Genomic DNA, 25,044 nt, shown 5'->3' with positions numbered 1-25,044 from the left:
CCAAAGGGTGAGCTTGGCTGCGGAGACGGCACATGCGCGGGGTGGCAATGGCGGCTTGCGTGGCGGCAAGCCTGGTCTGCATCATGTCCCCAGGCACCGCTAAAGCGGCCTGTCAGGTCGCCCGAATGGCCGAAATCCCCGTCATGCTTTCCGGGCAACGCGCCATGGTCGACGCGCAATTCGGGACGCATCAAACGCGCTTCATCCTGGACAGTGGAGCTTTCTACAGCACCTTGTCGCGCGCGTCGGCCGCCGAATTCGAGTTGTCAACCGAACCTGCCCCGCCAACCTTCCGGCTGAGAGGCATTAACGGCGATACCTCGGCTGGCATCGCCAAGGCCAAGAATTTCACGCTTGCGGGAATTGCGCTGCCTCCGGTCGAGTTCATCGTCGGCGGCAGCGATACCGGAACAGCCGGTTTGCTCGGCCAGAACATCCTGGGTCTTGCCGACGTGGAATATGACCTTCCGCACGGGATGGTCCGCCTGATGAAGGTTACCGGCTGCGGCAATGTGGACCTGGCCTATTGGGCCGAAGGCAAGCCCTTTTCCATCATCCCGCTGGAGCGCAACAGCGACGAACGTTTCCGGCCGCATACCGTGGGGACCGTTTCGGTCAACGGCGTGAAGATGCGGGCGATTTTCGATACCGGCGCGACCTCCACGATCATGACATTGGCCGCCGCCAAACGCGCGGGCATCACGCCTGCCAGCCCCGGCGTTGTCAGCGTGGGAACCTCCACCGGCCTCGGCTCCAAGCAGGTGCCCTCCTGGCTGGCTTCGTTCGACAAGATCGATCTCGGCGGAGAGATCGTGCCGCACCCCAAGTTCAGGATCGCCAATATCGACATTGATGGCGATATGCTGATCGGATTCGACTTCTTCCTCACGCACCGCATGTTCGTGTCGAACGCCAATCACCAGCTCTACATGACCTATGAGGGTGGGCGGCTATTCGGTATCACCCCCACGGGAGCCCGCAGTGCCGCAGGCGAAAAGATCGATCTTACCGACATGGCTGCGGTCCCGACCGATGCGGAAGGGTTTAGCCGCCGTGGCACGGTGCTGATGTCGCAACGCAAATTTGCCGACGCCCTGTCCGACTTCGACAAGTCCGTTGCCATGGCTCCGCAGCAGGGGCGTTATATTTATCTCCGCGCGCTGGCGCATCTCGCGCTGGGGCAAAGCTTGCTCGCGTCGGCCGATCTCGACAAAGCCGTGACGCTGGCGCCGGACGACGCCGAAATGCGCCTCACCCGGGCGCGATTGCGCCTGCGGCATCGCGATACGGACGGTGCGGCAGAGGATATCAAGGCCGCGGATCGCGTCTTGCCGGCAGCATCCGATCACCGGCTGCAACTTGCCGGCCTATATAACAGCATCGAGCAGCCTGACGCCGCCATCACCAACTATGATGCCTGGCTGAAGATGCACAGCGAGGATGCCGATCGTGCAAGCGCCTATAATGGCCGCTGCTGGTCGCGGGCCTTGCTCAATCGCGAGCTTGAGCGTGCTTTGTCGGATTGCAATACAGCGTTGCGGCTTCGTCCGGGCTATCCCGCCTTCCTCGACAGCCGCGCTCTCGTGCAACTCCGCCTCGGCAGGTTGGACGCCGCGATCGCCGATTATGATGCGGCGCTCACGCTCACGCCCCGTAACGCCTGGTCGCTCTATGTCCGCGCCATCGCGGAGAAGCGTGCCGGCAGGACGGACGCCGCCGAAGCTGATCGTAAGGCGGCGTTGGCGATCAACCCGGATGTGGGCAAACGCGCTGCGAAGTTCGGACTGGAAGGCTGACGCAACCCTCTGCCGTGATCGGCTAAGCTTTAATCAGCCCTGTCATAGGCCGGCTCGTCGTCGCCTGCGCAAATAGCCCGCGTCCCACCCGCTCGGGATCGAGCGCCAGCGCTTCCGCGGCAGCACCGGCAATCAACGCATCGAGCGCGGTGGTTGGGCGAAGATCGCGGGCCTCGTAGAGAGACGAGGGCGCAAGGCCAGGCCAATCGGCCACAACGCGACCCCCTTTCACCGCTCCGCCGATCAGCATGGCGACGGACGCGGTGCCATGGTCGGTTCCGCCCGTGCCGTTCATCGCGGCGGTACGGCCGAATTCGGTGGCGACCAGAATGGTCGTACTGCCCCAGGTGGACCCCAGCCCCTCGCGCAAACCGACGAGCAGGGTATCTAGGTTCTTGAGCTGGGTCGAGAGGCGCCCGCGCTGGGCATCATGCGTATCCCAGCCTAGCGTCTCCAGCATCGCGATGCGGGGTCCGGCCGGCTTCGTCAGGAATTTCGCTGTCAGGCGGCCAAGGCTCGCGGGATCCTGCTTCGCTGCTGTACCCGCGGCCAGGGCCTTTGTCTCCAGCGCGGCCGACCATATCGGGTGAAGCGCCGGATCGGCGTCGTACAACATGGTGACGCGCGTCATCAGATCGTCCACCGGCTGGGCAAGGCCCGACGGCGCGAAGGAGGCAACCTGGACCGGGCCGCGAAGAGCGGCCGGTACAGTTGGCGCGATCGCGATGGCATCCTCGCTTGCGCGGGGCAGCATGGCGGTCAGCCGGTTCAGCCAGCCGTCGCGCAAGACATAGGGTTGCGTGCCACCCGTCTCGAGCACGTTCTGGCCGTCGAAGTGTGAACGATCCCGATAGGGCGAAGCGACCGCATGCACGAATAGAGCCTCGCCACCGCCGTACATCTTGCCAAGCTCGACCAGCGCGGGGTGCAGGCTGAAGTGCGGGTCCAGCGGGATACCGGGCCCCGCTTCGTCGACTAAGGGTCCGCGCAGGGCTGAGAAAGCGGCGTCGCCGGTGGGGCGTACGATGTCGAGCCCGTCCGCCGCCCCTCGCTGGATGATGAAGACGAAGCGTCGATCGGTGGCGGCGTTGGCGAAGGCGATGCCGGGACTGACAAAGAGGCCGGCAGCCCCCAATGCAGCCGCGGAGAGAAACTGGCGGCGAGCGATCATTCGATCATCTCCTCAGGAAATCAGGGGACACCAGCATCAGTGCGATCGCGCCGGCGGGACTCTCGGACCGGCCGATCTGCTCCGCTGTCATATTGCTGAGCGAGGCAGGTATAAGTCTTGGCGCCGTGGCGCGGGCATCGATCGAGCCGCCGAGCGGTGCGGCCAGCTTCTGCGCTACCTCCACGCGCCGGAGCAGCGCGTCCGATCCGGCCCAGCTCGCGGCAATATCGTCCCAGCCGGCAGGGGAGCCGGGTTTCCAGACGCGTTGTCCGAGCTGCGTCTCAAGCGCCGCCAGCTGGATGTCGCCGGCTTCGTGGTAGCCAAGGCCGCGAAGCGAGGAGATCGTCCATTCCCACGGCGTCTTGAACTTGGTCGGGCGTGGAGCCCAGGCTTCCGGCGACCCGATCAGGGAACGATATAATCTCGGCAGGTCGCCGCGGTTCTCCATGAAGTTCGCCGCAAGCCGGGCGACCATGGCCGGTGGCGGATCATCGCCGGCGAAGTGCCGGGCAAGCTTGGTGGCGATATGCGTCGCGGTGGCCGGCGCACGGGCGAAGTCCAGTAGAGCCTGCCGCGCTTGCGTTTCTCCCGCCTCGGGATAGCGCTTGCCCAGGATCATGCGCGTGCCAGGCTCATGTCGCGCGGGTCGGAAGGTGTAGCGATACGGGGCCGCGGTCGTTTCTTCGCCGCCATCCTCTCCGTCGATGGTCCAGCCAGTCAGCGCGCGGGCGAACTCCGTGACGTCATTTTGAGTATAGCCCGATCGCACGCCGAGCGTGTGCAGCTCCATGATCTCGCGTGCCAGATTTTCGTTGAGACCTCGGCGACGATGCGGGTTGCGTTCGGCCGCAGGGCTGTTGGGCCCGATCGATTGCGCCTGATTGAGGTAGGTCAGCATGGCCGGATGCTGCTCGACCGCCAGGAGCATATCGGTAAAGTTGCCGAGCACGTGCGGCCGAATGGCGTCGCGTTCGAAGGGCGCCGCCAGTGCTGTCACCTGCGCATTATCCGCCGAGACGCAAAAATGGTTGGACCAGAAATGGACCATGCGCTCCACGAACGGCGCCTCTGTCGCCAGCGCGCTGTCGGCACGCGCCTGGACCCCGGCACGGTAAAGATCCTGCACATCGTGCTGAAAGGCCTGCCGCGCCGCCTTGACGTCGTCAGACGGGCCTGTCGAGCCCGTCTGCGCACCCTGGTCGGCCTTGGCGGCCCGGCGCATTTGCCGCTGCTCCGCGCGATAGTGGCTCACGACAGCGCCCGCATCCGCCAACGCGGCAAAGGCCGGCGGCTTCGCATCATAGCGCCCGAACTGATCGGTGAGCCAATGCGAAGGATTGGCGGGAATGGCGTCGTCCGGCCGTGCGCCGAGCCCGAAGCGATTAAGCGCGATCGCGGCCGGGGAAAGGGGCGGAGGGGAAAGCGACACTCAGCGTACCTCGCAACTGATCTACAGCTGGTACGCGGCGCATCCTTGGTTCCGTCGCTGCCGTTACGGAATGGATGCCGAGCCTATCTTGCCCGCCGCGTCATTGCGTCGGCCAGCTTGTTACGCTCCGTGATCGGGAGCGCCGCCGCATAATGAACGGCACTACGCTCCACGGCCGCTCGGACGCGGGAATCCGCGTCCCGTGCGCGGTCCAGTGCGGCGTTTACCGCCGCTTCGTCGACGCTGGGTTGGCGCAGCAAGAGCGCGGCTTGAGCCTTCGCGCCGCGCGATTCCGCGATGGTCGGCCGCATGGAGCGCCGCGCGTCCCGTAGCGTCATCCGGAATTGCCGCCGTTCCGCCTTGGAAAGCTCCGCCCCGGCCACGCGCAGCGACCCGGCGTTGATCATGCGGGTGCGGCCATTCAGCGAGACGATGCCCGCGACCAATGCGGCCGCGAGAAACAGGTTCACGACGATCGAGGCGGCGAGTGCGATCCTGACTTTGCTCATTGCTCAACCATCCTGTCCGCTCACATCTCCGAAGGACGTGCTGCCAATGGCGGACGGCTCGAAGGGTACGGCCATCGCCACGGCGGACGTGCCTGCTACCGCACCCGCCAGCGCGGCGGCAAAGCCGATGGCGGACCACCAGAGCCGTATCCGGGTTGCGATGGCGGGGCGTGCGGCAGTGGCGAACGCCGGCTGAAGCGAGGGTGAAGGCGGTGCCACCGTCCAACTGTCGAGTGCGGCATCGAGCGATGCGGCCTGCTCCAGGATTGCGGCGCCGCGCGCGTCGCGCGCCAATGCCATGGCGTCATCGCGCACCTCCTCCGGCCAGCGCGCGATGACGCCGCCATAAGCGTCGGCAAGCTCCTGGAAGCGCGCGAAGCTAAGGGATTCAGTCATGACTCATGCTCCAGCGAACCCGCTAATTGCGCCCGCAATGTCCTTCGGCCGCGCGCCAACAGCGATTCCAGCGCTTCGATACTGATCTCCAGTGCGGCTGCGGCCTCTTTTCCCGGCAGATCCTGATAATGGACGAGCAGGATTGCCTCGCGTTGCCGCTCCGGAAGCGCGGCGATGGCTCGCGCCACCGCATCGCCTCGCTCCGCTTCGAGCAGCCCCGTTTCCGCATCCGCACGGGGGTCTGCCGTCTCGGGAATATCGTGGCTGGTTCTTTCCCGGCGACGGCGCAGGCGATCCCGGCACAGGTTGAGCACGATAGTATGCAGCCACGTGTCGAAGCGGGCGCGTTCCGGGCGCCACACGCCGGCATTGCGCCACACGCGAAGGAGCGCCTCCTGCGCAACGTCTTCGGCTTCGCTGCGGTCGCGCAACATGCGTGTCGCCAGCCCCAGCATGCGCGGCAGCTTCGCGGTCATGAGCGCACGCATGGCCGCCGGCTCGCTGCGGACAAGCCGTTCGACCAGGCGCGCATCTGGATCCGGATCGCTCAATCGGGCGCTTTCCTAGCCTCACGAGGGCCCGTCGGCGCTCATCGCGCCGATGCCTCCTGGCCGGGGCCGCCGCGGGCCGGTCTTGCTGCGGCACGCTCATCCGCGGTGAGGACGCCATCTCCATTCGTGTCCATATGTTTGAAGCGTTGGGTCAGCATGGCCTCGATCTCGCTGCGGTCCAGGACCCCGTCGCCGTTCAGATCCATGCGGGCGAAGCGCTTGGCCGGATCCCCTCTGCCGCCTTGCGACGCTGCAAGGAACTCGGCCTGCGTGATCTTGCCGTCGCCATTGCTATCCGCAGCCATCAACCTGCGCGCATGGCGCTCTACGAATTCCTGCAGCGTGATCGATTTGCCGGCCGCTGCGCCATCGTGTGGCGGCCTTGTCTGGTCTGCGGTGGCCTGGGCGCTTGCGGGCATATCGAGCAGTGCAGCGGCGAGCGCAGCGCCGGCGATCATCATTTTCATCATGCTATAGCCTTTGATCAAAGCGGTCATGTGCGCTGGTCCAGCCCGACGCATCGCAGCATGAGAAAGGGGTGGGAGAGACTTCGCCCCGCGCGTCTGCGTCAGCGATAGCGCCAGCCGCCGTGCCAGTAGCGATGATGCCAGTAGCGGCGGCCATCCCAATAGCCGTGGCCGGGATAGAAGACGCCGATATGGGGAGCCGGCGCGACATAGACGGGCCGGTAATTCGGGCGGCACCAGCCGCGCCAATCCCGATGCCCTGCCGGGCCGCAGCCTTGCGCGGCTTCGGCCGGCGATAAGGCCATAGCCGCAGCACCAGCCAGTATCGCGCCAAGTAGGATCTTTGTCATGACACTCGTCCTCGCAACCTGTCGGCCAGCTTTTCGCCCGCCGGACAGACGTTGTACGCCGCGTGTCGCGCGTTCCGTCGCTGCGCGCTGACGAATTTGGCGGGCGTGCGACAAGGCAACGCGCTGGGCAGCCGATCTAGATAAGCTGGCCTTGGGAGGCTGCGCGCGTCGGTGAGGCCGTCGTGGTGCCGCCGCGGCGTTTCCGTTCTTCCTGGGCCGAGAAACGCACGTCCTCATTGCGATCTTCGGCAAATCGGGCGAGCGCAGTCGCATCCAGCTCCGACCACGTGCGACCGCGATCCGGGCCCGCCGGCACGCGCGGCAGGAGACCCGGCTCCTCGCTCCATCGCAAAAGCTGGTCGACCGACGCAACGTTCAGCATGTCGCGTAGGTGATGCGCGGTGACATAGGCGTCCGGCAAAGCGCGATGGGCGGGCAATCCGATCTGCTGGTCGAGACCCTCAGGCATTCGCCAGTAACGCAGCACCTGATTGGAAAAGCCAGGGCTGTCGGGCCATAGGCGCAGCGCACATTTCCACGTGCAGATCCATCGCGCGCCCCCCGAAAGCGTTGGCGTGCAGAAGCGTTGCTCGAAGCTCGCGCGATGAGCGGCCAGGGCGATGACGCCACCAGCCGGGCGCAGGACTGGCGGCGCCGCCTCTTTCCAGAAGGGAGCGCCGATAACGTCCCGATCCATGATATGATGCACGGCCATGGTGACCGGCGGGATGGCGCGGCCTGGATTTACGAGGGCGGAGCCGCGCTCCTCGTTGACAATCCAGCGGCCACCCTCGCGGATGACGTCCTGCCAGCCGATCTCGCACACGTCGTGGGCGGGCGGTGAGGAGCCCGTCGTCTCGAGATCGACGACCCTGATCCGTTCGGCGAGCATCCTGCCGATATGGGGATGCTCCAACGATTCGCCATCGCCTCTTCAGTATCTAAGTGGTTGAGGATTGAACCCGCTCGTGCGTGCGACGTTCGAGCAAGACAGGAGAAGACAGATGGCAGACGAAAAAGGTCATGGCAGCGCCACTGCGCGAAAGGCGAACGCCAAAGCCGCGAGAGACGGCAAGAAGAACCCCAGAAAATCGTCGTCGGCGCAGGCGGAGCTTGGCCGGAAAGGCGGTAAGACTGCCAATCACTGATAGGCGCTGTCCGACGGCAATGCTGCCGATCGGAAAGAATGTGCCTTCGCGATCTGGCCGATGCCGCGCGCTTTCCAGCCATTTAGCTGGAAGAAATGGCTCCCCGGGCCGGATTCGAACCAGCGACCGTCCGATTAACAGTCGGATGCTCTACCGCTGAGCTACCGGGGAACATGCCCCGTGGGGCGTGCGAGGCAGGGCCTATAGCAAAGCCGTGCGCGGTGGCAAGCGCTTCGGTGCGCTATTTCAGATCGCGAACTGCTCCATCGCGATCCGATCGTCCAGCGCATGCTCCGGATCGAACAGCAACGTCAGCGGATTGCCGCGATCGACCATGATCTCCACGCTCGCGACATCGCGGATCTCGCGCTGATCCGCGACGGCGCTGACGGGGCGCTTGATCGGGTCAAGCACCCGAAAGGTGATGCGGTTGCTGTCGCGCAGGATGGCGCCGCGCCAGCGCCGCGGCCGGAACGGGCTGATCGGCGTCAGCGCCACCAGCGCGCTCTCCAGCGGAAGGATCGGCCCGTGTGCGGAAAAGTTATAGGCGGTCGATCCGGCCGGCGTCGCCACCAGCACGCCGTCGGCGACCAGTTCGGCCAGCACGACCCTCTTGTCGACGCTCACCTCGATCCATGCGGTCTGACGCGTCTCGCGCAGCAGCGACACCTCGTTGATCGCCGACAGCGCTTCCTTCTTCCCGTCGATCGTCACCGCTTCCATCCTGAGCGGCGCAACCTTGATCGGCTTGGCCGCAAGCAGGCGGTTCTCCAGCAGATCCGGACTCCACTCGTTCATGAGGAAGCCGACCGTACCGCGATTCATCCCGAAGACCGGCAGCGCGCGGTGCCGGTCGAGCATGGCGTGCAGCGTCTGCAGCAGGAAACCGTCCCCGCCCAATGCCACCATGATATCGGCCTCGGCGGGCGGCACCCATTCGTAACGCTGCCTCAGCTCCTTGGCGGCGGCCTGGGCCGCTTCCGCGTTGGAGGCTGCAAGCGCAAGCTTGCGTTCGCCGCTCATCCGCCCGTGACGCTCATATGCCGCGATACTGCGGGGGACGCGTCTTCGATGGCAAAGGCGTGACGCAGCGGCTTGGCGGCCATCGCCCGATCGAGCGCGGCATCAAGCGCCGGGCGGCCCCCTTCTTGCAGTGCTGCGCGCAGATCGATCCGATCCTCCCGCCCGAGACAGAGGTAAAGCTGGCCTTCCGCAGTAAGCCTGACGCGGTTGCAGCCGGCGCAGAAATTTTCGGTAAGAGGCGTGATGAAACCGATCTTGGCGTCCAGCTCGGCCACCCGGAAATAGCGGGCCGGACCGCCGGTCCGTTCCGACAGCGGGACCAGCGTGAAGCGGCTTTCAAGGCCGCGCCGCACCTGGTCCAGCGGCAGATAATGGTCGGTCCTATCCCCTTCCACGTCGCCTAACGGCATCGTCTCGATCAGGGTCAGGTCATGGCCGCGTGCCGCGCACCAGCGCAGCATCGGTTCGATCTCATCCTCGTTCAGTCCCTTCAGCGCGACCATATTGATCTTGATCCGCAGCCCGGCTGCCGCGCCGGCTTCAATGCCGTGCAACACCTTGTCCAACTGGCCGGTGCGCGTGATGTGGCGGAACCGTTCGGGGTCCAGGCTGTCCAGGCTCACATTGATGCGTCTTACCCCGGCGTCGACGAGCGCCTGCGCTTCCGCTGCCAGTCGGGTGCCGTTGGTCGTCAGGGTCAGCTCGTCCAAGCCTTGGCCGATGTGACGCCCGATGGTGCGCGCAAGTTCGGTTACGCCGCGCCGGACGAGCGGCTCGCCGCCGGTCAGCCGGATCCTGCGCACGCCGCGCGCAATGAACGCCTCCGCGATCGAACCGATCTCCTCGATCGTCATCAGCCGGGATGTCGGCAGGAACTGCATCACCTCCGCCATGCAATAGCGGCAGCGCAGATCGCAGCGATCGGTCACCGAAATACGCAGATAACTGATTCGGCGGCCGAAAGCGTCGATCAGCGGATGGGGAAGCGCCTCGGCCATGCTTGTTAGCTAGGGGGCCGCTCGCGTGGCGGCAAGGCCGCATTGGAGGCGGAGCGATTGCCGGTCTGTCCTTCGCGGCGCTTCGTCCGATGGAGGCGACATGGGCTGGTCTGCACCCTGCGAGCGCGTTTGGGGGGGAGGGGCGCTCTTGCCGGCGCAGAGATCCCTTTCAGGACAGGCCGGCATCCATGTCTGCTCAACAGAGGCGATGCTGGCTTGGGGGAAAGCATCGCCCTGCGGCGGTGGGCAGGATTTTCACCTACGCCATCACTCTGCCCTTCGCAGACTGTGGCCGCACCGTCTTTGCGCCAGGACAAGTAACGGGACTCGAATGTGACGGCATGCTAATAAGGTCTGGCGAACCGTTTCCGGGGAAATCGTGGCGCAGGACCGGACATCCACACTTTCCAGCCCGCTTTTTGTCGGCATCACGCCAGACGACCGTGACGCCATTGTGCGGCGTGCGACCCTGCGCAAGTTCGGCCCCGGTGAGTCGCTCTTCGCGCAGGGGAAAAGCGCGACCGCCTTGTTCGTAGTCACCCGAGGGCGGATCAAGATTTGGCGGGCAGCGGAAGACGGGACGCCGCTCACGCTCGCTTTGTTGGGGCCGGGCGCGCCGATCGGCACACTTGGCGCCGCCAAGGACGTGCGGAACCACGCAACTGTGAGCGCGATCACCGCGGTTGAGGCGCTCGTCTGGCCGCTTCGTGGCCTGCGTGAGGCGATGGACAGCAATGCCACGCTTGCGCTGAACGTGCTGCGGACCGTCTCCACCTATGCCGAACAGATGATCGAACGGCTGGAAGAGGTTTCGAGCGTGCCGGTGGAGCAGCGGCTGGCTCGAACCCTGCTGCGGATGGCGCAGGGATCATATGGCGACCCAGCCCAGGACGGATGCGACCTACCCTTGTCGCGGCAGGATCTCGCGGATCTCACCTCCGCGACGCTGCCGACTGTCAGCCGAATCATGAGCCGGTGGAAGCAGGCGGGGCTAATCGCCGGCGGTCGCGGCCGGGTCCGGTTGCTGGATTGCGAGGAACTGCGCTTGCTGTCGGAACGGGCGACCGGCTGATCGCCTGGCAGATCATTCTTCGCCGAACTTGGCCTCGACCAATTCGCACAGCGCGCCCACGGCGACGTCGGCGCCTTCGCCCTCGGCGCTGATCGTGACGCTGTCGCCCATGGCTGCGCCGAGCATCATCAGTCCCATGATCGACGTTCCGGCCACCTTCGATCCGTCCTTCTCGACCTCGACGATCGTGGGTTGGGCCGAGGCGAGGGTAACGAACTTGGCGCTGGCCCGCGCATGCAGTCCCCGCCGATTGGTGATCATGACGGTTCGTTCGACCGTCATGCGGCGGCGGCGCCCAGCACTTCGGAGGCCACGGAAATATATTTGCGGCCAGCTTCCCGCGCGGCGGCAACCGCTGCTTGAACCTTCAGCATCTTGCGTGCGCCTTCGAGTCGGATCAGCATCGGCAGATTAACGCCCGCAATCACCTCGATCCGTCCAGGCTCCATCAGCGAGATAGCCAGGTTGGACGGCGTGCCGCCGAACAAGTCGGTCAGCAAAATAACGCCACGGCCCTGGTCGACCGCAGCCACCGCCTGCGAAATGTCGGCACGTCGCGCCTCCATATCGTCATCGGGGCCGATGCAAATCGCCTCGATTCCCTGCTGTGGGCCGACAACATGCTCCATCGCGCGTACGAACTCTGCAGCAAGCTGGCCATGCGTTACCAGCACCAATCCGATCATCTGTTCACCGCCAGGACTGCCCCTCTGCCATCGTCCGGCTTCCCCTCCCGCATGCCTGGCTGCTTCTGAACCAGGTCACGATGCGCGATGGTGGGCGAAAAACCGGCTGCGCGCAACCTCTTGGCCATCGCTTCGGCGGTGTGAACCGAGCGATGTCGCCCTCCGGTGCATCCGAAAGCGATGGTGACGTAGCTTTTTCCTTCGCGCTCGTAGCGCGGAAGCAACGTTAGCAGCAGTTGCTCGATCTGGTCGAAAGCCGGCTGATAGGCAGGATCCTGCGCGATATAGGCCGCGACCGCAGGGTCCAGCCCCGTCCCGGCTCGCAGCGCCTCATCCCAATGCGGGTTGCGCAGGAAGCGCATATCCAGCACCAGATCGGCATCGCGCGGCAGCCCCCGGGCATAGCTGAACGACATGACGGCCAGGGTCGAATTGCCCCGTTCCGCCCCGCTGAAGCGCTGGCGGATATCCTGCTGCAGCATGTTCGTATTGGTGTCGGTGGTATCGATCAGATGGTCGGCCGCCTCGCGCAGCGGGCCGAGCAAGGCGCGCTCGCTCGTGATTCCCACTTCTGCCGGCCGGTCGAGCGCCAAGGGATGGCGGCGGCGCGTGGCCGAAAACCGTTGGGCCAGAACGCTGTCGGCTGCATCGACGAAGAGAATTTCGACATCCTGATATTTTTGACGCCGCAATGTCGCCACCCGATCAAGGATGGATTGGGCATCGAACCCGCGCGTCCGGCTGTCGATGCCAAGCGCAAGAGGGCGCTCCTGATCCTGCGTACCTTGGGGCACGGGATTGGACAGCAGGCGATCCAGCAGGCTCAGCGGCAGATTGTCGACTGTTTCCCAGCCAATATCTTCCAGCGTCTTGAGGATGGTGGTCCGTCCAGCACCCGCAAGGCCAGTCACAAGAAGAATGCGAATCGGCCGGCTCATTCTGCTAACCCATAGAGAAGCAAAGCTTTCTCAACCTTGACTGGCGCGGAGCCTTCGAACGGATCGAGCGCCAGGAGGGGGAGGGTGAGCCCTTCGATCACACGCACCGGCAGCGTTTCGTCGGGCATGCGCGGAACGGGTCGATCGAGCGCGATGGCGAGCGCGAGCGGCGCCTCGGCGATGGTAGGCGCCGTCAGGATGCCGATGCCGCGAACTTCGATCTGCCCTTCGATATTCGGGCCCGACCGGGCATGTAGGCGGCCACCCCGCGCCTCGACGACGATGCCGTCGTCGCCCACCAAGGTGGCACCGCGATCGATCAGGCGCAGGGCGAGATCGGATTTTCCGGATCCCGAAACGCCCGTCAGCAGGACAGCACGGCCGTGGATGGCAACGCAGCTGGCATGCAGGGTGACGCTCATTTCTCGGCGGCGGGCAGACGGATGGAGAAGCGTGCGCCGCGATTATTGTCTTCGCGGTCGGTGACGGAGATCGTCCCGGTATGGCCTTCGACGATCGCCTTGGCGATGGCGAGGCCAAGACCGGAATGGCGACCGAACACCTCACCCTCTGGCCGGATCGAATGGAAGCGGTTGAAGATGGCCTGCCGCTCTCCTGGCGGAACGCCGGGGCCGTCATCTTCCACCCGGATCACGACCTGCTGCCCGTCGCGCATGGCGGTGATCTGCACCAATCCCCCGGGTGGCGAGAAGGAAATGGCATTGTCGATCAAGTTCTCGATGGCGCGCGCAAGCCTCTGTCCGTCGCCGAAGACGACTGCGCTGCCCCGGTGCGGCCGGCCGAATGCCAAGCGGATCCCGTTGATCACACCACGTGCCTCGCGCGCTTCGACCAATTGCTCGATCATATGACCGACATCGACCGATTCGAAGCGGGCTCGCGACAGTTCGGCATCCATGCGCGACGCTTCGGACACGTCGGTAATCAGCCGATCGAGCCGTCGCACATCGTCCCGGATCACGACGAGCAGACGTTCGCGCAATTCCGGATCGCTGACGCGCTCCAGGCTGTCGATGGCCGATCGCAGCGACGCCAGCGGGTTCTTCATCTCATGCGCCACGTCGGCTGCGAAAGCCTCGGTCGCGTCTATCCGCTGCCGCAGCGCCTGGCTCATGTCGGAAAGCGCGCGGGCGAGCGTACCGATCTCGTCCCGCCGCGACGGCAGACGCGGCACCTGCACTTCGCGCGACCGCCCCAACCGGACCCGGTGTGCCGCCAGCGCAAGGCGGCGCAACGGGCGGGCGATCGTGCGCGCGAGGAATAGGGAGAGGGCGATGGAGAGGGCTGTCGTTACCAGCAGCACGATGCCGAGCCAGAACCGTTCGGCCCGTACGGTGCGAACCACGTCGCGCTGGTCGCTCGTCAGCAGCAGGATACCGGCATTGTCCCCCTTCACCGGCAGCGCCGCAGATATGACCGGCGTGCGCGCCGGTGCGCGTCGGATCGCCATGGTAAGCGTGCCCGTTTTCTCCGCCCGGATCGCTTCCGGCCAAGCACCCAGGCGGTCGACAGCGGGCTCGACAAAACGCTCGGGCACCTCCGCGCCGACGATATGGTCGATCGCCCGGTCCATGAAGCGCGCGACATGGCGACGCCATGGCTCGTCGGCCGGATCGCGCAACACGTAGGTCGGAGAGCCGCGATCCCAGCTGTCGATCGGCGGACCCTCGCCGCGATACAGGCGCAGGCGCGTCTGGTTGGCGGCGCCCATTCGGGTCAGCAGGTTGGGAACCGCGGCGGGGGGCGTACCCGCGATAGCGGCTGCCGCAAGCTGCGCTTCTGTGCCGATCCGATCGCTCCGCTCTTCGATCAGCTGCGTGCGATAGGAATCCAGATAGAAGAAGCCGCCGGCGAGCACGACCAGGGCGAAGATGTTGACGGCCAGGATGCGTCCGGTGAGCGACAATCGCCAGGGCGCCTCCCCGTCATCACTCCTCCGAAAAACGGTAGCCAACGCCATAGAGCGTCTCGATTGCTTTGAAATCGCCGTCCACCTGCCGAAATTTGCGCCGCAGTCTCTTGATATGGCTGTCGATCGTGCGGTCGTCGACATAGACATCGTCTTGATAGGCGGTGTCCATCAATTGGTCGCGCGATTTCACGAAGCCGGGGCGTTGTGCCAGCGCTTCCAGGATCAGGAATTCGGTGACGGTCAACGTCACGTCGCGTCCGTCCCAAGTGACCCGGTGGCGCGCCGGATCCATCTCCAATCGCCCGCGCACGATCTTCTCGGCGACGGGCGCGCCATCCTCGCCGTCATTCTTGCCGCGCATTTCGACACGGCGCAGGATGGCGCGAATGCGCGCGATCAACAGCCGCTGGCTGAACGGTTTGGTGATATAATCGTCGGCGCCGAGAGCGAGGCCGAGCGCCTCGTCCAGTTCGTCATCTTTCGACGTCAGGAAAATAGCGGGCAGGGGGCTTTTCTCGCGGAGCCGGCGCAGCAATTCCATCCCGTCCATGCGCGGCATCTTGATGTCGAGCACCGCCAGATCCGGTGGATTCTCCGTCAGCGCCTTCAGCGCGGTTTCCCCATCGGTGTAGATTCGTACGACGAATCCTTCCGCCTGGAGCGCGATCGAGACAGAGGTGAGGATGTTGCGATCGTCGTCGACGAGCGCGATCGATGCCGACATGTTCGCCTTTCGCACAGCCCAACTACGCGCCTGGCGCGGCGATAGCCGCTTAATTTCCTTCGCTCAACCGGGGTTGCACGTCGGGGGGTACAGGTTCGACCACCAGCCGCGCGCCATGGGCCGCGACCACTTCCACCCAGGTGCCGACGGCTGCCTCGGGTCCGATCGCGGACCAGACCCCGTCGCTCACCCGCACGCGGCCTTCGCCACCCTGCAGCGCTTCCACAACGATCACCTTGCGACCGATCAGCCGAGCCGTCCGTTCATTGAGCAGCGGATCATCCGAGATGATCGGCGCGCGCTGCGCCAAGGCACGCCCAGCGAAAACCGTCAGGAAGGCGGAGACCGCGAACAGCGCGAATTCTGCCGAGAGGGGCAGTCCGAACAGGAGGGATATCGCGCCGGTGAACAAAGCGGCCGCACCCAGCCAGATCAGGAACACGCCCGGCGCGACCAATTCTGCGCCCGTAAGAACCAGTCCTGCGATCAGCCAGATCCAGCCGTACATCCGCTCAGCCTCGGCTGGTCGGAACCTGGGCGGGATTACGCCTCGTTGTCACGGGGGTCTGCGCCTCGGATCCGCTCAAGACCTCTTTCGCCAATTCCCCGATGCCGCCGAGCGTCCCGATCAACTGGGTCGCCTCCACGGGAAAGAGGATCGTCTTTGCGTTGGGCGAGGTTGCGAATTGGCCGATCGCCTCGACATATTTCTGTGCGACGAAATAGTTGATCGCTTGGGCGTTTCCGCTCGCGATCGCCTCGCTCACCATTTGTGTCGCCTTGGCTTCAGCCTGGGCGGCACGCTCGCGCGCTTCGGCGTCGCGGAACGCAGCCTCGCGCCGTCCCTCGGCTTCCAGGATCTGGCTTTGCTTCTGTCCTTCTGCGCGCAGAATCTCTGACGCGCGGCTGCCTTCCGCTTCCAGAATCACCGCGCGCTTCTCGCGCTCGGCCTTCATCTGCCTACCCATGGCATTGACGATATCCGCCGGCGGTCTGATGTCCTTCACCTCCACGCGGGTGATCTTGACGCCCCAGGCCTCGGTCGCGTGATCCACGACCGACAGAAGACGGGCATTGATCTCGTCGCGCTTCGACAAAGTCTCGTCGAGATCCATCGAGCCCATGACGGTGCGCAGATTGGTGGTCGTCAACTGCATGATCGCCACGTAGATTTCCGAGACTTCGTAAGCGGCCTTCGCGGCATCCAGCACCTGGAAGAAGACGACGCCATCCACGGCGACCATCGCATTGTCCTTGGTGATGATTTCCTGGCCGGGAATGTCGAGAACCTGTTCCATCATGTTTACGCGGCGGCCGACGCGATCGAAAAACGGAACCAGAAAGTTGAAGCCGGGGCGCGCGACATAGGTAAAGCGTCCGAACCGTTCGATCGTATATTGATGCCCTTGGCGGACCACCTTGATGCCGGAAAAGACGATCAGAGCGGCAAGCAGCGCGATTCCTGCAAAGAAGTAGAGCATCACCCGTCCCCTCAACTTTCGATACATAGATTATGCGTGGGCCCACCGTAGGTTCCAATCGCAATCCCAGGGACGCCCTTCCCGCATCGCGTCTTCTTTTTGAGCGGCGGCTCCTCTAAGGGCACGACATGGGCGACGCGCACAGCCACCACGGTCATGATCATGCGCATGGCTCCGGCCATCATGACCATACGGCCGGCGCAAGCGGGCGGGCGCTGACGACCGCCTTGATCCTGACGGGATCGGTTCTGCTGATCGAACTGGCCGGCGCCTTCCTGTACAACAGCTTGGCGCTGCTGTCCGACGCGGCGCACATGCTGACGGACGTTGCCGCGCTGGCGATCGCATTGATGGCGGTCAGGATCGGCGACAAGGCGCCCGACGATAAGCGGACGTTCGGCTATAAACGCTTCGAGATTTTGGCGGCAGCGTTCAACGCGCTCCTCCTCTTCGCCGCGGCAGCCTATGTCATGGTGGAGGCTGTCAGCCGTTTCCGGGAACCGGAACCCGTCGCCGCGACCGGCATGATGATCGTTGCGGCCCTCGGCCTCGCCATCAACCTCATTTCGATGCGCGTGCTCGTCGCAGGGCGTGGCGAGAGCATGGCCGTGAAAGGCGCTTATCTGGAGGTCTGGTCGGATGCGATCGGATCGGTTGGAGTGATCCTTGGCGCGATCCTGATCCGCGTCACCGGCAAGCTCTGGATCGATCCCGTCGTGGCAATCGGCATTGCGCTTTGGGTGCTGCCGCGCACTTGGGCGCTTTTGCGAGACACCGTCAACGTGCTGCTGGAAGGCGTGCCGAAGGGCATCGATCTCGCGGAGATACGCACCGCCATTTCAGACTTGCCCGGCGTGTGCGACGTCCATGACCTGCATGTCTGGTCTATGGCGATCAGCGACGTGAACGGCACCGTCCACATCGCGATTACCGACGATGCCGACGGCGAGGACGTCCGCTTGCGGGTCGCGCGCCTGCTCGATCATCGCTTCCATATCGGGCACGCCACCATCCAGATCGAACGTGACCCCTGTGGCGCTGGAGCCCGGCCACACCGTTAGGAAGTGACGGGTCGCAAGTGCCAAAGGCTGGGCCCTGCATTGCCTTTCACCTAATCGTGCAGCCCCGTGCGTGGGAAGGCACGGCTTAAAGACAAAATGCCGCGCTCGTTGAGGCTGGGCGTCACGATCTCCAACAGAGAGCGTCGTTGATCGTGCCTCACTGCCGATGCCGGACGCTTAACCTTGCGTCGACACCCGCCCCGATCGTTCCAATTTGCCCCAGCCCACCCATGGACCGCGAATGGCTGCCGTGACTGCGCGCACCACCACCGAATACATGATCTGGCGGTAGATGAACCGCTGCGCCAGCAGCAGGAACAGCGGGAAACGCTTCTCGCGCGGTTCCAGGCGGTAGGCGATCCAGCCGCAGATCGCGTCGATACCGGTGAAAGCCACCCAATAGACACCCATCTGGAGTACGTCGGATTGGGTCTGCGCCCAACCATGCTGCTGGACGCGCAGGATGGTGGATATGATGCTGACGGCGAGCGCCAGATCGATCAGCGGCGAGATGAGCGCAAAGCCGATCTGGAACAGCCATGCCTGCGGAATACCGACCAGCGCCAGACCCGGCGGGCGGCGCTCGCGCAAGATGCGGCGATGTTTCCACAGACATTGCAGCGTGCCGAACGCCCAGCGGAATCGCTGGCGCGACAGGGCTACGAACGTCTCGGGCGCTTCAGTCCAGGCGACCGCGTCGATATCATATTCGACCAGCCAGCCCTTGCGCTGGATCGCAATCGTCAGATCCTGGTCTTCGGCAAGCGTATCGTGCGGGTAGCCGTCCACAGCATCGAGCGCGGCGCGCCGCCACGCGCCCACCGCGCCCGGTACGACCGTAATGGCGTCAAACCGGTCCAGCGCGCGCCGTTCCAAGTTCTGCGAGGTGACATATTCCACCGCCTGCCAGCGGGTGACGAGGTTCACGCGGTTGCCGACCTTGGCATTGCCAGCCACTGCGCCGATCTCGGGATGGACGAACCAGCGTGCGAGACGGGCGATCGTCAGCGGCTCGAACTGCGTGTCGGCGTCGAGCGCGATGACGACTTCGCCCGTTGCCAGCTTCAGGCCTTCGTTCAAGGCGCGTGCCTTGCCGCCATTGACCAGCGTCAGCAGGCGCACACGGGGTTCGTCGCCAAAGGCGCGCGCCACGATCGCGCTGGTCTCATCGGTCGAGCCATCGTCAATGACGATCACCTCCACCGTTACCTGTTCGCTGGCCAGCACGCCGCGCACCGACTTCTCGATAACGCGTGCCTCATTATAGGCCGGGATGAGCACCGATACGAAGCGCTCGGGATCGATCGGCGGCGCGACCGGGCGGTTATGCTTGAGGTTCGATCTTACCGCCAGCACGGCCAGGATGATTGCCCGGCCGGCGCCGATGAAGATGGCGGTGAAGAACATATATTTGAGCAGGTTGGCGAGCGCTGCCAGCAGCAGGAAGATCGCGACGTCGAAGCGGACCGCGGCGAGATCCGATCCGCTGATCTGCGGGTTGACCTGGGCGGGTGTCAGCCCCGCCAGCGCGGAGACAGGTACCAACGTGTAGCCGCGTGCGCGCAACGTATCGATCAATATGGGCAGCGCCTGTACGGTCTGCTCGCGGTTGCCACCCGCGTCGTGCAGCAGGACGATATTGCGCGATTTGTTGTCGGCGAGCGGATCGGCATCCTCCCCTTCCTGGATGGAATCCAGCGCGTTCTGGATGATCGCCTTCACGCCGGGCCGCTGCCAATCCTCGGTATCGACGTGGAGGCCGATATTCAGATAGCCGGCCCGCTGCGCCTCCAGCACCGGTCGCAATTCGTTGTCGGTCGTCGGCTCGGCGTCCCCGAAATAGGGAATGCGCACCATGCGGAGCGATCGGCCGGTATAGGCCTCGACCAGGCGCTGGGTCGTGTTCAGCTCGATGCGGGCGCCGCGCGGCGACACCAGCGACATGTCCGGATGCGTATAAGTGTGATTGCCGAGCTCCGAGCCTTGCTGGAGGATGCGGTTGAGCAGCAGCGGATGCGCGAGCGCATTTTCTCCGATCACGAAGAAGGTCGCAGGCACGTGCTTGGCCTTCAGCACGTCCAGGATGCGCGGCGTCCAGTGCGGATCGGGGCCGTCGTCGAAGGTCAGCGCAATCAGCTTTGGTTTATAGCCGGTTCGCTCGATCACATAAGGCGTCGGATAGGCCGCGAAATGCTCGTCGCGGATCAGGCCGCGTTTGTCGGTCGTAACCGTGCGCATGCCGTTGGCCGGCACATCCGTGACGCGTACGATCTCGCCTTGGCCGACGACTTCCGGCGTATTGCCGCGCGGAACGATCGCGCCGAAGGCAGGAGGTGTCGTTCCGGCACGAATGGCACGAAAATCATCCCAGACGCCCGGGTCTTCGCCGCCCATCTTCCACAGCGCGACACCGGACGCGCCGGAAATCTTGATCGCCCTTAGCTGGTTCCAGGCACTCGCAGCATCGAGCATCCACACATGATGCACTTTGCCGTCGTCGTCCGTGTAATCGAAGGTCGCATTGCCGCTGGCCGGGTCGAACCGGGTTGGTGAGCTATTGTCATTGGCAAGAAGCCACGCCTCCTGCACCGACAAGCCGTTGGCGTCGGTTTCTCCGTCGGGCCAATCCTGGGCATAATTGCCGATGGCCACGATCAGCTTGTCGGTCGGGATCGCCTGCAGCGCCGCGCGCAATTGCTGCACGAACCAGGGCTGGGCCGCGATCGGACCGGCATCGCCACCCGGATAATGCTGATCATAATTCATCAGGAACAGCTTGTCGGCGACGCGGGCATAGGCCTTCAGATCCCACGCCGCATCGCCGACCGGCACCTGCACCGTGATCAGCATCTTGTGCGGCGCCAGCCGCGCCCGCGCTTCCGCCAGAAACCGCAGGTAGAAGGGGTGGGACCAGGCCGGCAATTCCTCAAAGTCGAACGAGACACCCGCTGCGCGCTGCTCGATCAGCATCGATTCGACCCTGTCCAGCAGCGCCTTGCGGGCTTGGGGCGTGCGCAGAAGCACCGCCATGTTGGCGCCGTCCCACACGCCGCCGCGCACATTCTGGATCATCGGCAGGATCGCCGGTTTATGCTGATGGCTGGCCAGTACCGCCTGCAGTGCGCGATCCCGGTCATAGGCGAAATCATGATTGGGCCCGGTCACCGTGCCTAAAACAGGCACCAGCCAATCCAATTCGCCGATATGGGCGGCAAGGCTGGCGTGGCTGGCATCATCCCACGGCGTATAAAATCCGACAACGATCTGGCGCTGCGGCGTCCGCTTCTTCGACCCCGGCAACCAGGCCGTAAATTCTCGCGCCTTCCGGCGCAAATGGCTGACTTCCTGCTTCAGCGAGCGTGGCTGCGCCCGCTCCATGCCGACTTTCAGCTGGTCGGGCGCAGGTACGTTGAGGATCGTTGCCGCGAAGCCGAAGGCCGCCCCGACGAGCACGATGATGAGGCCCAGCAGAAACCGCATGGACCAGCGCCGCCGCCGTCCGCTTGGATCGAAAAAAACCGGCGCTTTCATGTTGACCGAACGCTATCCTCGCAGGCTCTGGCCCTATCTGTGGCGGATTGCCGGAGAAGTGCGTTTTGCGCAAGCGCGCGCGTTCATAGGCCCTTGCAGCCCCTTCAAACCACCCTCCGGCACCCCGCTATGGTGCGCTCAAGCCGCGATTTTGGCGCGGGCGAGGCGGGGCGAGAGCAGGTGAATGCAGAGCAATGCGACGAAATAGGACGCGCCCGCTACGGCGAAGATGGCCGAATAGGTGCCCAGGCTGTCGAGAATCCGGCCGATGTAGAGCGAAAACAGCATGCCGCCCACGGCGCCAAGCGTGCCGCCGATGCCGATAACGGAGCCGACCGCATAGCGTGGGAAGGTGTCCGACGGTACCGTGTAGAGGTTGGCCGAAAAAGCCTGATGGCCGGCCGCCGCGACGCCGATGATCAGCACGTTGATCCACACACTGTCGATATATTGGGTCGTTACCACCGGCAGAATGCAGATGGCGCAGATCAGCATCGTCAACTTACGCGCTTTGTTCGGTGTCATACCCGATTTCATCAGCCGCCCGGACAGCCAGCCCCCGGCGACACTGCCGACATCGGACAATAGGTAAATCGCCGCGATCGGCAGGCCGAAGCCGATCAGATCGAGGTGATAAGTGTCGTGCAGATAAGGCGGTAGCCAGAACAGATAGAACCACCAGATCGGGTCGATGAAGAATTTGCCGAGTGCGAACGCCCAGGTCTCACGCGTGGTCAAAAGCTTGAGCCACAGACCTTTCACCCGCACGGGCGGATCGGCCGGATCTTGCTGAATATGGGCAAGCTCCGCTGCGCCGACGCGCTTATGGGTGTGCGGGTCGCGATACAGAGCGAGCCAGGCGATCACCCACAGCACGCCCAGAATGCCGGTGGCGATGAAGGCCATTCGCCAACCGTAAGCGAGGGTGATGGCCGGCACGATCAGGGGCGTCAGGATCGCGCCGACATTGGAGCCGGCGTTGAACACGCCGATCGCCAGCGCACGTTCCTTTTGTGGAAACCAGTCGGTCACCGCCTTTACGCCCGCTGGGAAATTCCCGGATTCGCCAACGCCCAGGCCAAAGCGGACCATGGCGAACTGGGTGACCGAATGGACGCCGCCATGCAGAACGTGGAACAACGTCCATACGCCGACCGCGACCGCGTAACCGAGCCGCGCGCCGATCCAGTCGACGAACTTTCCGAAGCCCAGATAGCCGATCGCGTAAGCCAGCTGAAAATAGAAGACCAGTCGCGCATAATCACTTGCGCTCCACCCGAATTCGGGCCGAAGATAATCGGGCTCCAGCACCCCGATCATCTGGCGATCGATATAGTTGATGGCGGTGGCCGCGAACAGCAGTGCGCAGATGACCCACCGATAGCGTCCCACCTTCACGGCAGCCGCTATTTCCGGTTGGGGAACACCGCTGCTTGCCATGAAATTCTCTCCGCTTTTACCACGCCGTGCTCGTCGCTTCGATCGTACAGGTCACGGCGAACATATCGCCGAAGCGCGCCTCGACCTGCTGGCCGGGGCGGACCTCATGCACTCCGCTGACGGCCCCTGTCGAGACCCATAAGCCGCGCTGCACCGCAATCTTACGGCGGGCCAGCAGTTCCAGCAGGAACCGCACCGCGCCGACCGCCCCGTCCAGCATCGTCTCAGTCGTGGCGCGCCCCACCTCGACGCCTTCGATCCGTACGCTGACGGGCCAGCGTTCGAAGCCGCTCGCGCGCCAGTTCGGGATGTTTGGCCCGACGATCAGGCCGTTATTATTTCCGAAGTCCGAGACGGTAACGGTAGGACCATGTTGATTGATGCCGGCAAAGGGGGAGCTTGCAATCTCGATGCCGACATGGACCGCCTCAACCAGCGCTGCGGCTTCCTCCATTGTGTAGGTCGTTTTATCCGGATCTACCCCCTTGCCGATCCGCAGAAGGAATTCCGCTTCGGCGGCAGCAAAGCCTTGCGCGAATATAGGCATAGCCGGTGAAGCTGCCGGCTCGACAACCACATGGCGCGCGAAGATCGGGCCTGCCAGGCGATCGGTATCGAAATTACCAAGATCCGCCTCGCCGATCCGCCCAACTTTCCAACCCACGACCTCGTCCCCATAGGCTGAGATCGCAAGATCCTGAATGGCATAGGCGTCTTCCAGCGTGCTTGGCATCGTTCCGGGATAGTCGATCGGCGATGTCGCGCTCCGGCGTGCAGCCACGAAACGTTCGGCTATCGTGCGGAATTCCTTGCTTGCAGCCGTCGTCACGCGCCCCTCACTCCCTTGATTGTCGGGCGTTGGGGTAAGGGAAACCGGTGTCAATCGCAAGCGGCTCTGCATCGGTTCTGGCGTAAGATCGGCGGGACAGGGCCATATTGGCACGCTATGCTCGTGCGCAAGGGAGCGGAACGAACGGATGGCGAAACCCACGATCAACGATATTGCGCGCTTGTCGGGGGTGTCGAAGAAGACGGTCAGCCGGGTCATCAACCGCTCGCCTTTGCTCAACGACGATACCCGCGATCGCGTCGAAGCGGTCATCAAGGAAACGGGTTATGTCCCCAATCCACAGGCACGCGCGCTGGCACTACGCCGCAATTTTCTGATTGGGCTAGTCCACGACAATCCGAGCGCGCAGACCGTCCTGAACGTCCAGCAGGGGATATTGCGTGCCTTGCGAGATACCGAATTCGAGATGATCGTGCGCCCGGTGGACCGCGGATCGGCGACGATGCTGGCGGACGTGCGCGATTTTCTCGCGCGGCAGCGCCTCTTCGGCGTGGTGCTGCTGCCGCCCATTTCCGAGAATGATCAGCTCGCCGAAGTCTGTCGTGAACTCGGCTGTCGTTATGTGCGAATGGGGTCGGCCGAACTGGACGATCCGCGCCACATGGTGGCCTCTAACGATCGCCAGGCGGTGGCCGACGCGACGCGCTACCTCATCAAGCAGGGGCATCGCCGGATCGGTTTGATCACGGGGCCTCATGGCTTCCGTTCGGCGCGCGAGCGTCGGCAGGGTTTTGAGGATGCGCTGGCCGAAGCCGGCATCAAGCTGCCGCGCAGTTTAATCGCGGACGGAAATTACACGTTCGAAAGCGGGATCGCGGCCACCCAGAGCCTGCTTGACGTGAGTCCGCGCCCCACTGCCATCTTCGCCTCGAACGACGATATGGCGGCCGGTGTCCTGCTGGCCGCTCGGCAGCGGGGTTTGTCGGTGCCCGAGCAGCTTTCGATCGTCGGCTTCGATGATTCCCCGCTCGCCGCCCGGCTGTGGCCGCCACTGACGACGGTCCACTGGCCAACGGAATCCATGGCACGATCGGCCGCGTTGAAGCTGATCGCCGACATGATCGACGAGGATCATGAAGTTGAGGAACCGTCCATGTTCGTCTCCAGCCTCGTTACGCGCGGATCGGTCGGACCGCCCGCGAGCTGATCGGCATTTGCGATCGATGACACCGGTGGCTTAAGTTTGGGAGAGTGGAATGTACGAGAAGACCTATTACGCGACCCATCCCGACATGATGGAGTGCGTCGCCAATGAGGAGTTGCGCGATCGTTATCTGATCTCGGGGCTGTTTCGCGAAGGCGAATGCGTGCTGAACTACACGCATGCCGATCGCTTCGTGATCGGCGGCGTGGCGGTGGGTGCGGGCAGCGTGAAGCTGCCCGATCAGACGGAGCCGCCGTCGGCTGCGGGCCATCCCTTCCTGGAGCGGCGCGAGCTGGCGGTCGTCAATGTGGGGCAGGTCGAGGGTGTCGTCACAGTCGATGGCGAG

At 64.3% G+C, this 25,044-nt stretch carries 26 protein-coding genes, 1 tRNA gene and 1 pseudogene; 6 read left to right on the top strand and 22 right to left on the bottom strand.

The features are described 5' to 3' along the window. Positions 1 to 125 precede the first annotated feature (125 nt). A complete protein-coding gene (locus tag ACOJSI_RS01520) occupies positions 126 to 1,796 on the top strand; it encodes an aspartyl protease family protein (protein ID WP_420136484.1) in 1,671 nt (556 codons plus the stop codon). A gap of 22 nt (positions 1,797 to 1,818) precedes the next feature. Here the strand turns inward: ACOJSI_RS01520 and ACOJSI_RS01515 are convergent, their stop codons facing one another. The 8 genes from ACOJSI_RS01515 to ACOJSI_RS01480 all read right to left on the bottom strand — a co-directional run bounded on the left by ACOJSI_RS01515 (position 1,819) and on the right by ACOJSI_RS01480 (position 7,561). Beyond that, complete coding sequence (locus tag ACOJSI_RS01515; RefSeq protein ID WP_420136483.1) at positions 1,819 to 2,967, bottom strand: DUF1501 domain-containing protein; 1,149 nt, start codon at positions 2,965 to 2,967, stop codon at positions 1,819 to 1,821. Positions 2,968 to 2,971: 4 nt separating this feature from the next. Further along, positions 2,972 to 4,396 carry a DUF1800 domain-containing protein gene (locus ACOJSI_RS01510; protein ID WP_420136482.1) on the bottom strand — a complete coding sequence of 475 codons (1,425 nt, stop codon included), beginning with the start codon at positions 4,394 to 4,396 and terminating at the stop codon, positions 2,972 to 2,974. An 83-nt stretch (positions 4,397 to 4,479) separates the two neighbouring features. Next, positions 4,480 to 4,905 (bottom strand): periplasmic heavy metal sensor, encoded by a 426-nt coding sequence (locus ACOJSI_RS01505; protein WP_420136481.1) that lies wholly within the window; start codon positions 4,903 to 4,905, stop codon positions 4,480 to 4,482. Positions 4,906 to 4,908: 3 nt separating this feature from the next. Next, positions 4,909 to 5,301: a hypothetical protein gene (locus ACOJSI_RS01500; RefSeq protein WP_420136480.1), complete on the bottom strand. Its 393-nt coding sequence runs from the start codon at positions 5,299 to 5,301 to the stop codon at positions 4,909 to 4,911. Then, complete coding sequence (locus ACOJSI_RS01495) at positions 5,298 to 5,852, bottom strand: RNA polymerase sigma factor (RefSeq protein ID WP_420136479.1); 555 nt, start codon at positions 5,850 to 5,852, stop codon at positions 5,298 to 5,300. Before ACOJSI_RS01495 ends, ACOJSI_RS01500 begins: the two co-directional genes overlap by 4 nt. A 38-nt stretch (positions 5,853 to 5,890) precedes the next feature. Then, entirely contained in the window at positions 5,891 to 6,349 is a 459-nt protein-coding gene (locus tag ACOJSI_RS01490; protein WP_420136478.1) for an EF-hand domain-containing protein, read from the bottom strand. A 71-nt stretch (positions 6,350 to 6,420) separates the two neighbouring features. After that, positions 6,421 to 6,669, bottom strand: coding sequence for a GCG_CRPN prefix-to-repeats domain-containing protein (locus ACOJSI_RS01485; RefSeq protein WP_420136477.1), 249 nt, complete (start codon positions 6,667 to 6,669; stop codon positions 6,421 to 6,423). A 136-nt stretch (positions 6,670 to 6,805) separates the two neighbouring features. Next, on the bottom strand, positions 6,806 to 7,561 hold the full coding sequence (locus ACOJSI_RS01480; protein ID WP_420136543.1) for an exonuclease domain-containing protein: 756 nt from the start codon (positions 7,559 to 7,561) through the stop codon (positions 6,806 to 6,808). Positions 7,562 to 7,673: 112 nt separating this feature from the next. Here ACOJSI_RS01480 and ACOJSI_RS01475 point away from each other — a divergent pair, with 112 nt between their 5' ends. Continuing rightward, complete coding sequence (locus ACOJSI_RS01475; RefSeq protein WP_420136476.1) at positions 7,674 to 7,817, top strand: hypothetical protein; 144 nt, start codon at positions 7,674 to 7,676, stop codon at positions 7,815 to 7,817. A gap of 96 nt (positions 7,818 to 7,913) precedes the next feature. On the opposite strand, the gene ACOJSI_RS01470 is transcribed toward ACOJSI_RS01475, so the two are convergent. The 3 genes from ACOJSI_RS01470 to moaA all read right to left on the bottom strand — a co-directional run bounded on the left by ACOJSI_RS01470 (position 7,914) and on the right by moaA (position 9,838). After that, a tRNA-Asn gene (locus ACOJSI_RS01470) sits at positions 7,914 to 7,988 on the bottom strand. Positions 7,989 to 8,063: 75 nt separating this feature from the next. Continuing rightward, positions 8,064 to 8,840, bottom strand: coding sequence for an NAD kinase (locus ACOJSI_RS01465; protein ID WP_420136475.1), 777 nt, complete (start codon positions 8,838 to 8,840; stop codon positions 8,064 to 8,066). Further along, positions 8,837 to 9,838, bottom strand: coding sequence for a GTP 3',8-cyclase MoaA (moaA, locus tag ACOJSI_RS01460; RefSeq protein ID WP_420136474.1), 1,002 nt, complete (start codon positions 9,836 to 9,838; stop codon positions 8,837 to 8,839). The genes ACOJSI_RS01465 and moaA overlap by 4 nt, the downstream gene beginning before the upstream one ends. Positions 9,839 to 10,217: 379 nt before the next feature. Here moaA and ACOJSI_RS01455 point away from each other — a divergent pair, with 379 nt between their 5' ends. After that, positions 10,218 to 10,910 carry a Crp/Fnr family transcriptional regulator gene (locus tag ACOJSI_RS01455; RefSeq protein ID WP_420136473.1) on the top strand — a complete coding sequence of 231 codons (693 nt, stop codon included), beginning with the start codon at positions 10,218 to 10,220 and terminating at the stop codon, positions 10,908 to 10,910. Positions 10,911 to 10,922: 12 nt separating this feature from the next. Here ACOJSI_RS01455 and ACOJSI_RS01450 read toward each other — a convergent pair whose 3' ends face one another. Genes ACOJSI_RS01450 through ACOJSI_RS01415 form a run of 8 tightly spaced genes read right to left on the bottom strand, consistent with a single transcriptional unit; the run spans position 10,923 to position 16,672 of the window. Further along, the gene (locus ACOJSI_RS01450; RefSeq protein ID WP_420136472.1) at positions 10,923 to 11,192 is read right to left on the bottom strand and encodes an HPr family phosphocarrier protein; all 270 of its coding nucleotides are present in this window, start codon (positions 11,190 to 11,192) and stop codon (positions 10,923 to 10,925) included. Continuing rightward, positions 11,189 to 11,596 (bottom strand): PTS sugar transporter subunit IIA, encoded by a 408-nt coding sequence (locus ACOJSI_RS01445; protein ID WP_420136471.1) that lies wholly within the window; start codon positions 11,594 to 11,596, stop codon positions 11,189 to 11,191. The genes ACOJSI_RS01450 and ACOJSI_RS01445 overlap by 4 nt, the downstream gene beginning before the upstream one ends. Next, the gene (gene rapZ, locus ACOJSI_RS01440) at positions 11,593 to 12,534 is read right to left on the bottom strand and encodes an RNase adapter RapZ (RefSeq protein WP_420136470.1); all 942 of its coding nucleotides are present in this window, start codon (positions 12,532 to 12,534) and stop codon (positions 11,593 to 11,595) included. The genes ACOJSI_RS01445 and rapZ overlap by 4 nt, the downstream gene beginning before the upstream one ends. Continuing rightward, positions 12,531 to 12,956 carry an HPr kinase/phosphorylase gene (locus tag ACOJSI_RS01435; RefSeq protein ID WP_420136469.1) on the bottom strand — a complete coding sequence of 142 codons (426 nt, stop codon included), beginning with the start codon at positions 12,954 to 12,956 and terminating at the stop codon, positions 12,531 to 12,533. Before ACOJSI_RS01435 ends, rapZ begins: the two co-directional genes overlap by 4 nt. After that, positions 12,953 to 14,515, bottom strand: a complete 1,563-nt coding sequence (locus tag ACOJSI_RS01430; RefSeq protein WP_420136468.1) for an ATP-binding protein — start codon at positions 14,513 to 14,515, stop codon at positions 12,953 to 12,955. The genes ACOJSI_RS01435 and ACOJSI_RS01430 overlap by 4 nt, the downstream gene beginning before the upstream one ends. Continuing rightward, a complete protein-coding gene (locus ACOJSI_RS01425; RefSeq protein WP_420136467.1) occupies positions 14,484 to 15,191 on the bottom strand; it encodes a response regulator transcription factor in 708 nt (235 codons plus the stop codon). Before ACOJSI_RS01425 ends, ACOJSI_RS01430 begins: the two co-directional genes overlap by 32 nt. A gap of 49 nt (positions 15,192 to 15,240) precedes the next feature. Further along, positions 15,241 to 15,699 (bottom strand): NfeD family protein, encoded by a 459-nt coding sequence (locus tag ACOJSI_RS01420; RefSeq protein ID WP_420136466.1) that lies wholly within the window; start codon positions 15,697 to 15,699, stop codon positions 15,241 to 15,243. Positions 15,700 to 15,703: 4 nt separating this feature from the next. Continuing rightward, on the bottom strand, positions 15,704 to 16,672 hold the full coding sequence (locus ACOJSI_RS01415) for an SPFH domain-containing protein (protein ID WP_420136542.1): 969 nt from the start codon (positions 16,670 to 16,672) through the stop codon (positions 15,704 to 15,706). Between the two features lie 128 nt (positions 16,673 to 16,800). Between ACOJSI_RS01415 and ACOJSI_RS01410 the strand changes: the two genes are divergently transcribed. Further along, positions 16,801 to 17,733 carry a cation diffusion facilitator family transporter gene (locus ACOJSI_RS01410; RefSeq protein ID WP_420136465.1) on the top strand — a complete coding sequence of 311 codons (933 nt, stop codon included), beginning with the start codon at positions 16,801 to 16,803 and terminating at the stop codon, positions 17,731 to 17,733. 177 nt (positions 17,734 to 17,910) lie between these two features. On the opposite strand, the gene ACOJSI_RS01405 is transcribed toward ACOJSI_RS01410, so the two are convergent. The 3 genes from ACOJSI_RS01405 to ACOJSI_RS01395 all read right to left on the bottom strand — a co-directional run bounded on the left by ACOJSI_RS01405 (position 17,911) and on the right by ACOJSI_RS01395 (position 23,533). Further along, positions 17,911 to 21,264, bottom strand: coding sequence for a polysaccharide deacetylase family protein (locus tag ACOJSI_RS01405; protein WP_420136464.1), 3,354 nt, complete (start codon positions 21,262 to 21,264; stop codon positions 17,911 to 17,913). A 138-nt stretch (positions 21,265 to 21,402) separates the two neighbouring features. Further along, positions 21,403 to 22,704 carry an MFS transporter gene (locus ACOJSI_RS01400; protein WP_420136463.1) on the bottom strand — a complete coding sequence of 434 codons (1,302 nt, stop codon included), beginning with the start codon at positions 22,702 to 22,704 and terminating at the stop codon, positions 21,403 to 21,405. A gap of 16 nt (positions 22,705 to 22,720) precedes the next feature. Beyond that, complete coding sequence (locus ACOJSI_RS01395; RefSeq protein WP_420136462.1) at positions 22,721 to 23,533, bottom strand: 2-keto-4-pentenoate hydratase; 813 nt, start codon at positions 23,531 to 23,533, stop codon at positions 22,721 to 22,723. Positions 23,534 to 23,681: 148 nt separating this feature from the next. On the opposite strand from ACOJSI_RS01395, the gene ACOJSI_RS01390 reads away from it, so the two are divergent. Together ACOJSI_RS01390 and ACOJSI_RS01385 are read left to right on the top strand one after the other, a co-directional pair. After that, positions 23,682 to 24,701, top strand: coding sequence for a LacI family DNA-binding transcriptional regulator (locus ACOJSI_RS01390; RefSeq protein ID WP_420136461.1), 1,020 nt, complete (start codon positions 23,682 to 23,684; stop codon positions 24,699 to 24,701). Between the two features lie 49 nt (positions 24,702 to 24,750). Then, positions 24,751 to 25,044: pseudogene (locus ACOJSI_RS01385) on the top strand (5-dehydro-4-deoxy-D-glucuronate isomerase); the annotation flags it as partial.

This window comes from Sphingomonas sp., assembly GCF_048595155.1.
Taxonomy (GTDB): Bacteria; Pseudomonadota; Alphaproteobacteria; order Sphingomonadales; family Sphingomonadaceae; genus Sphingomonas_I.
Note: the sequence above shows the minus strand (reverse complement) of the source record. Positions and strands in the feature narration are given on the sequence as shown.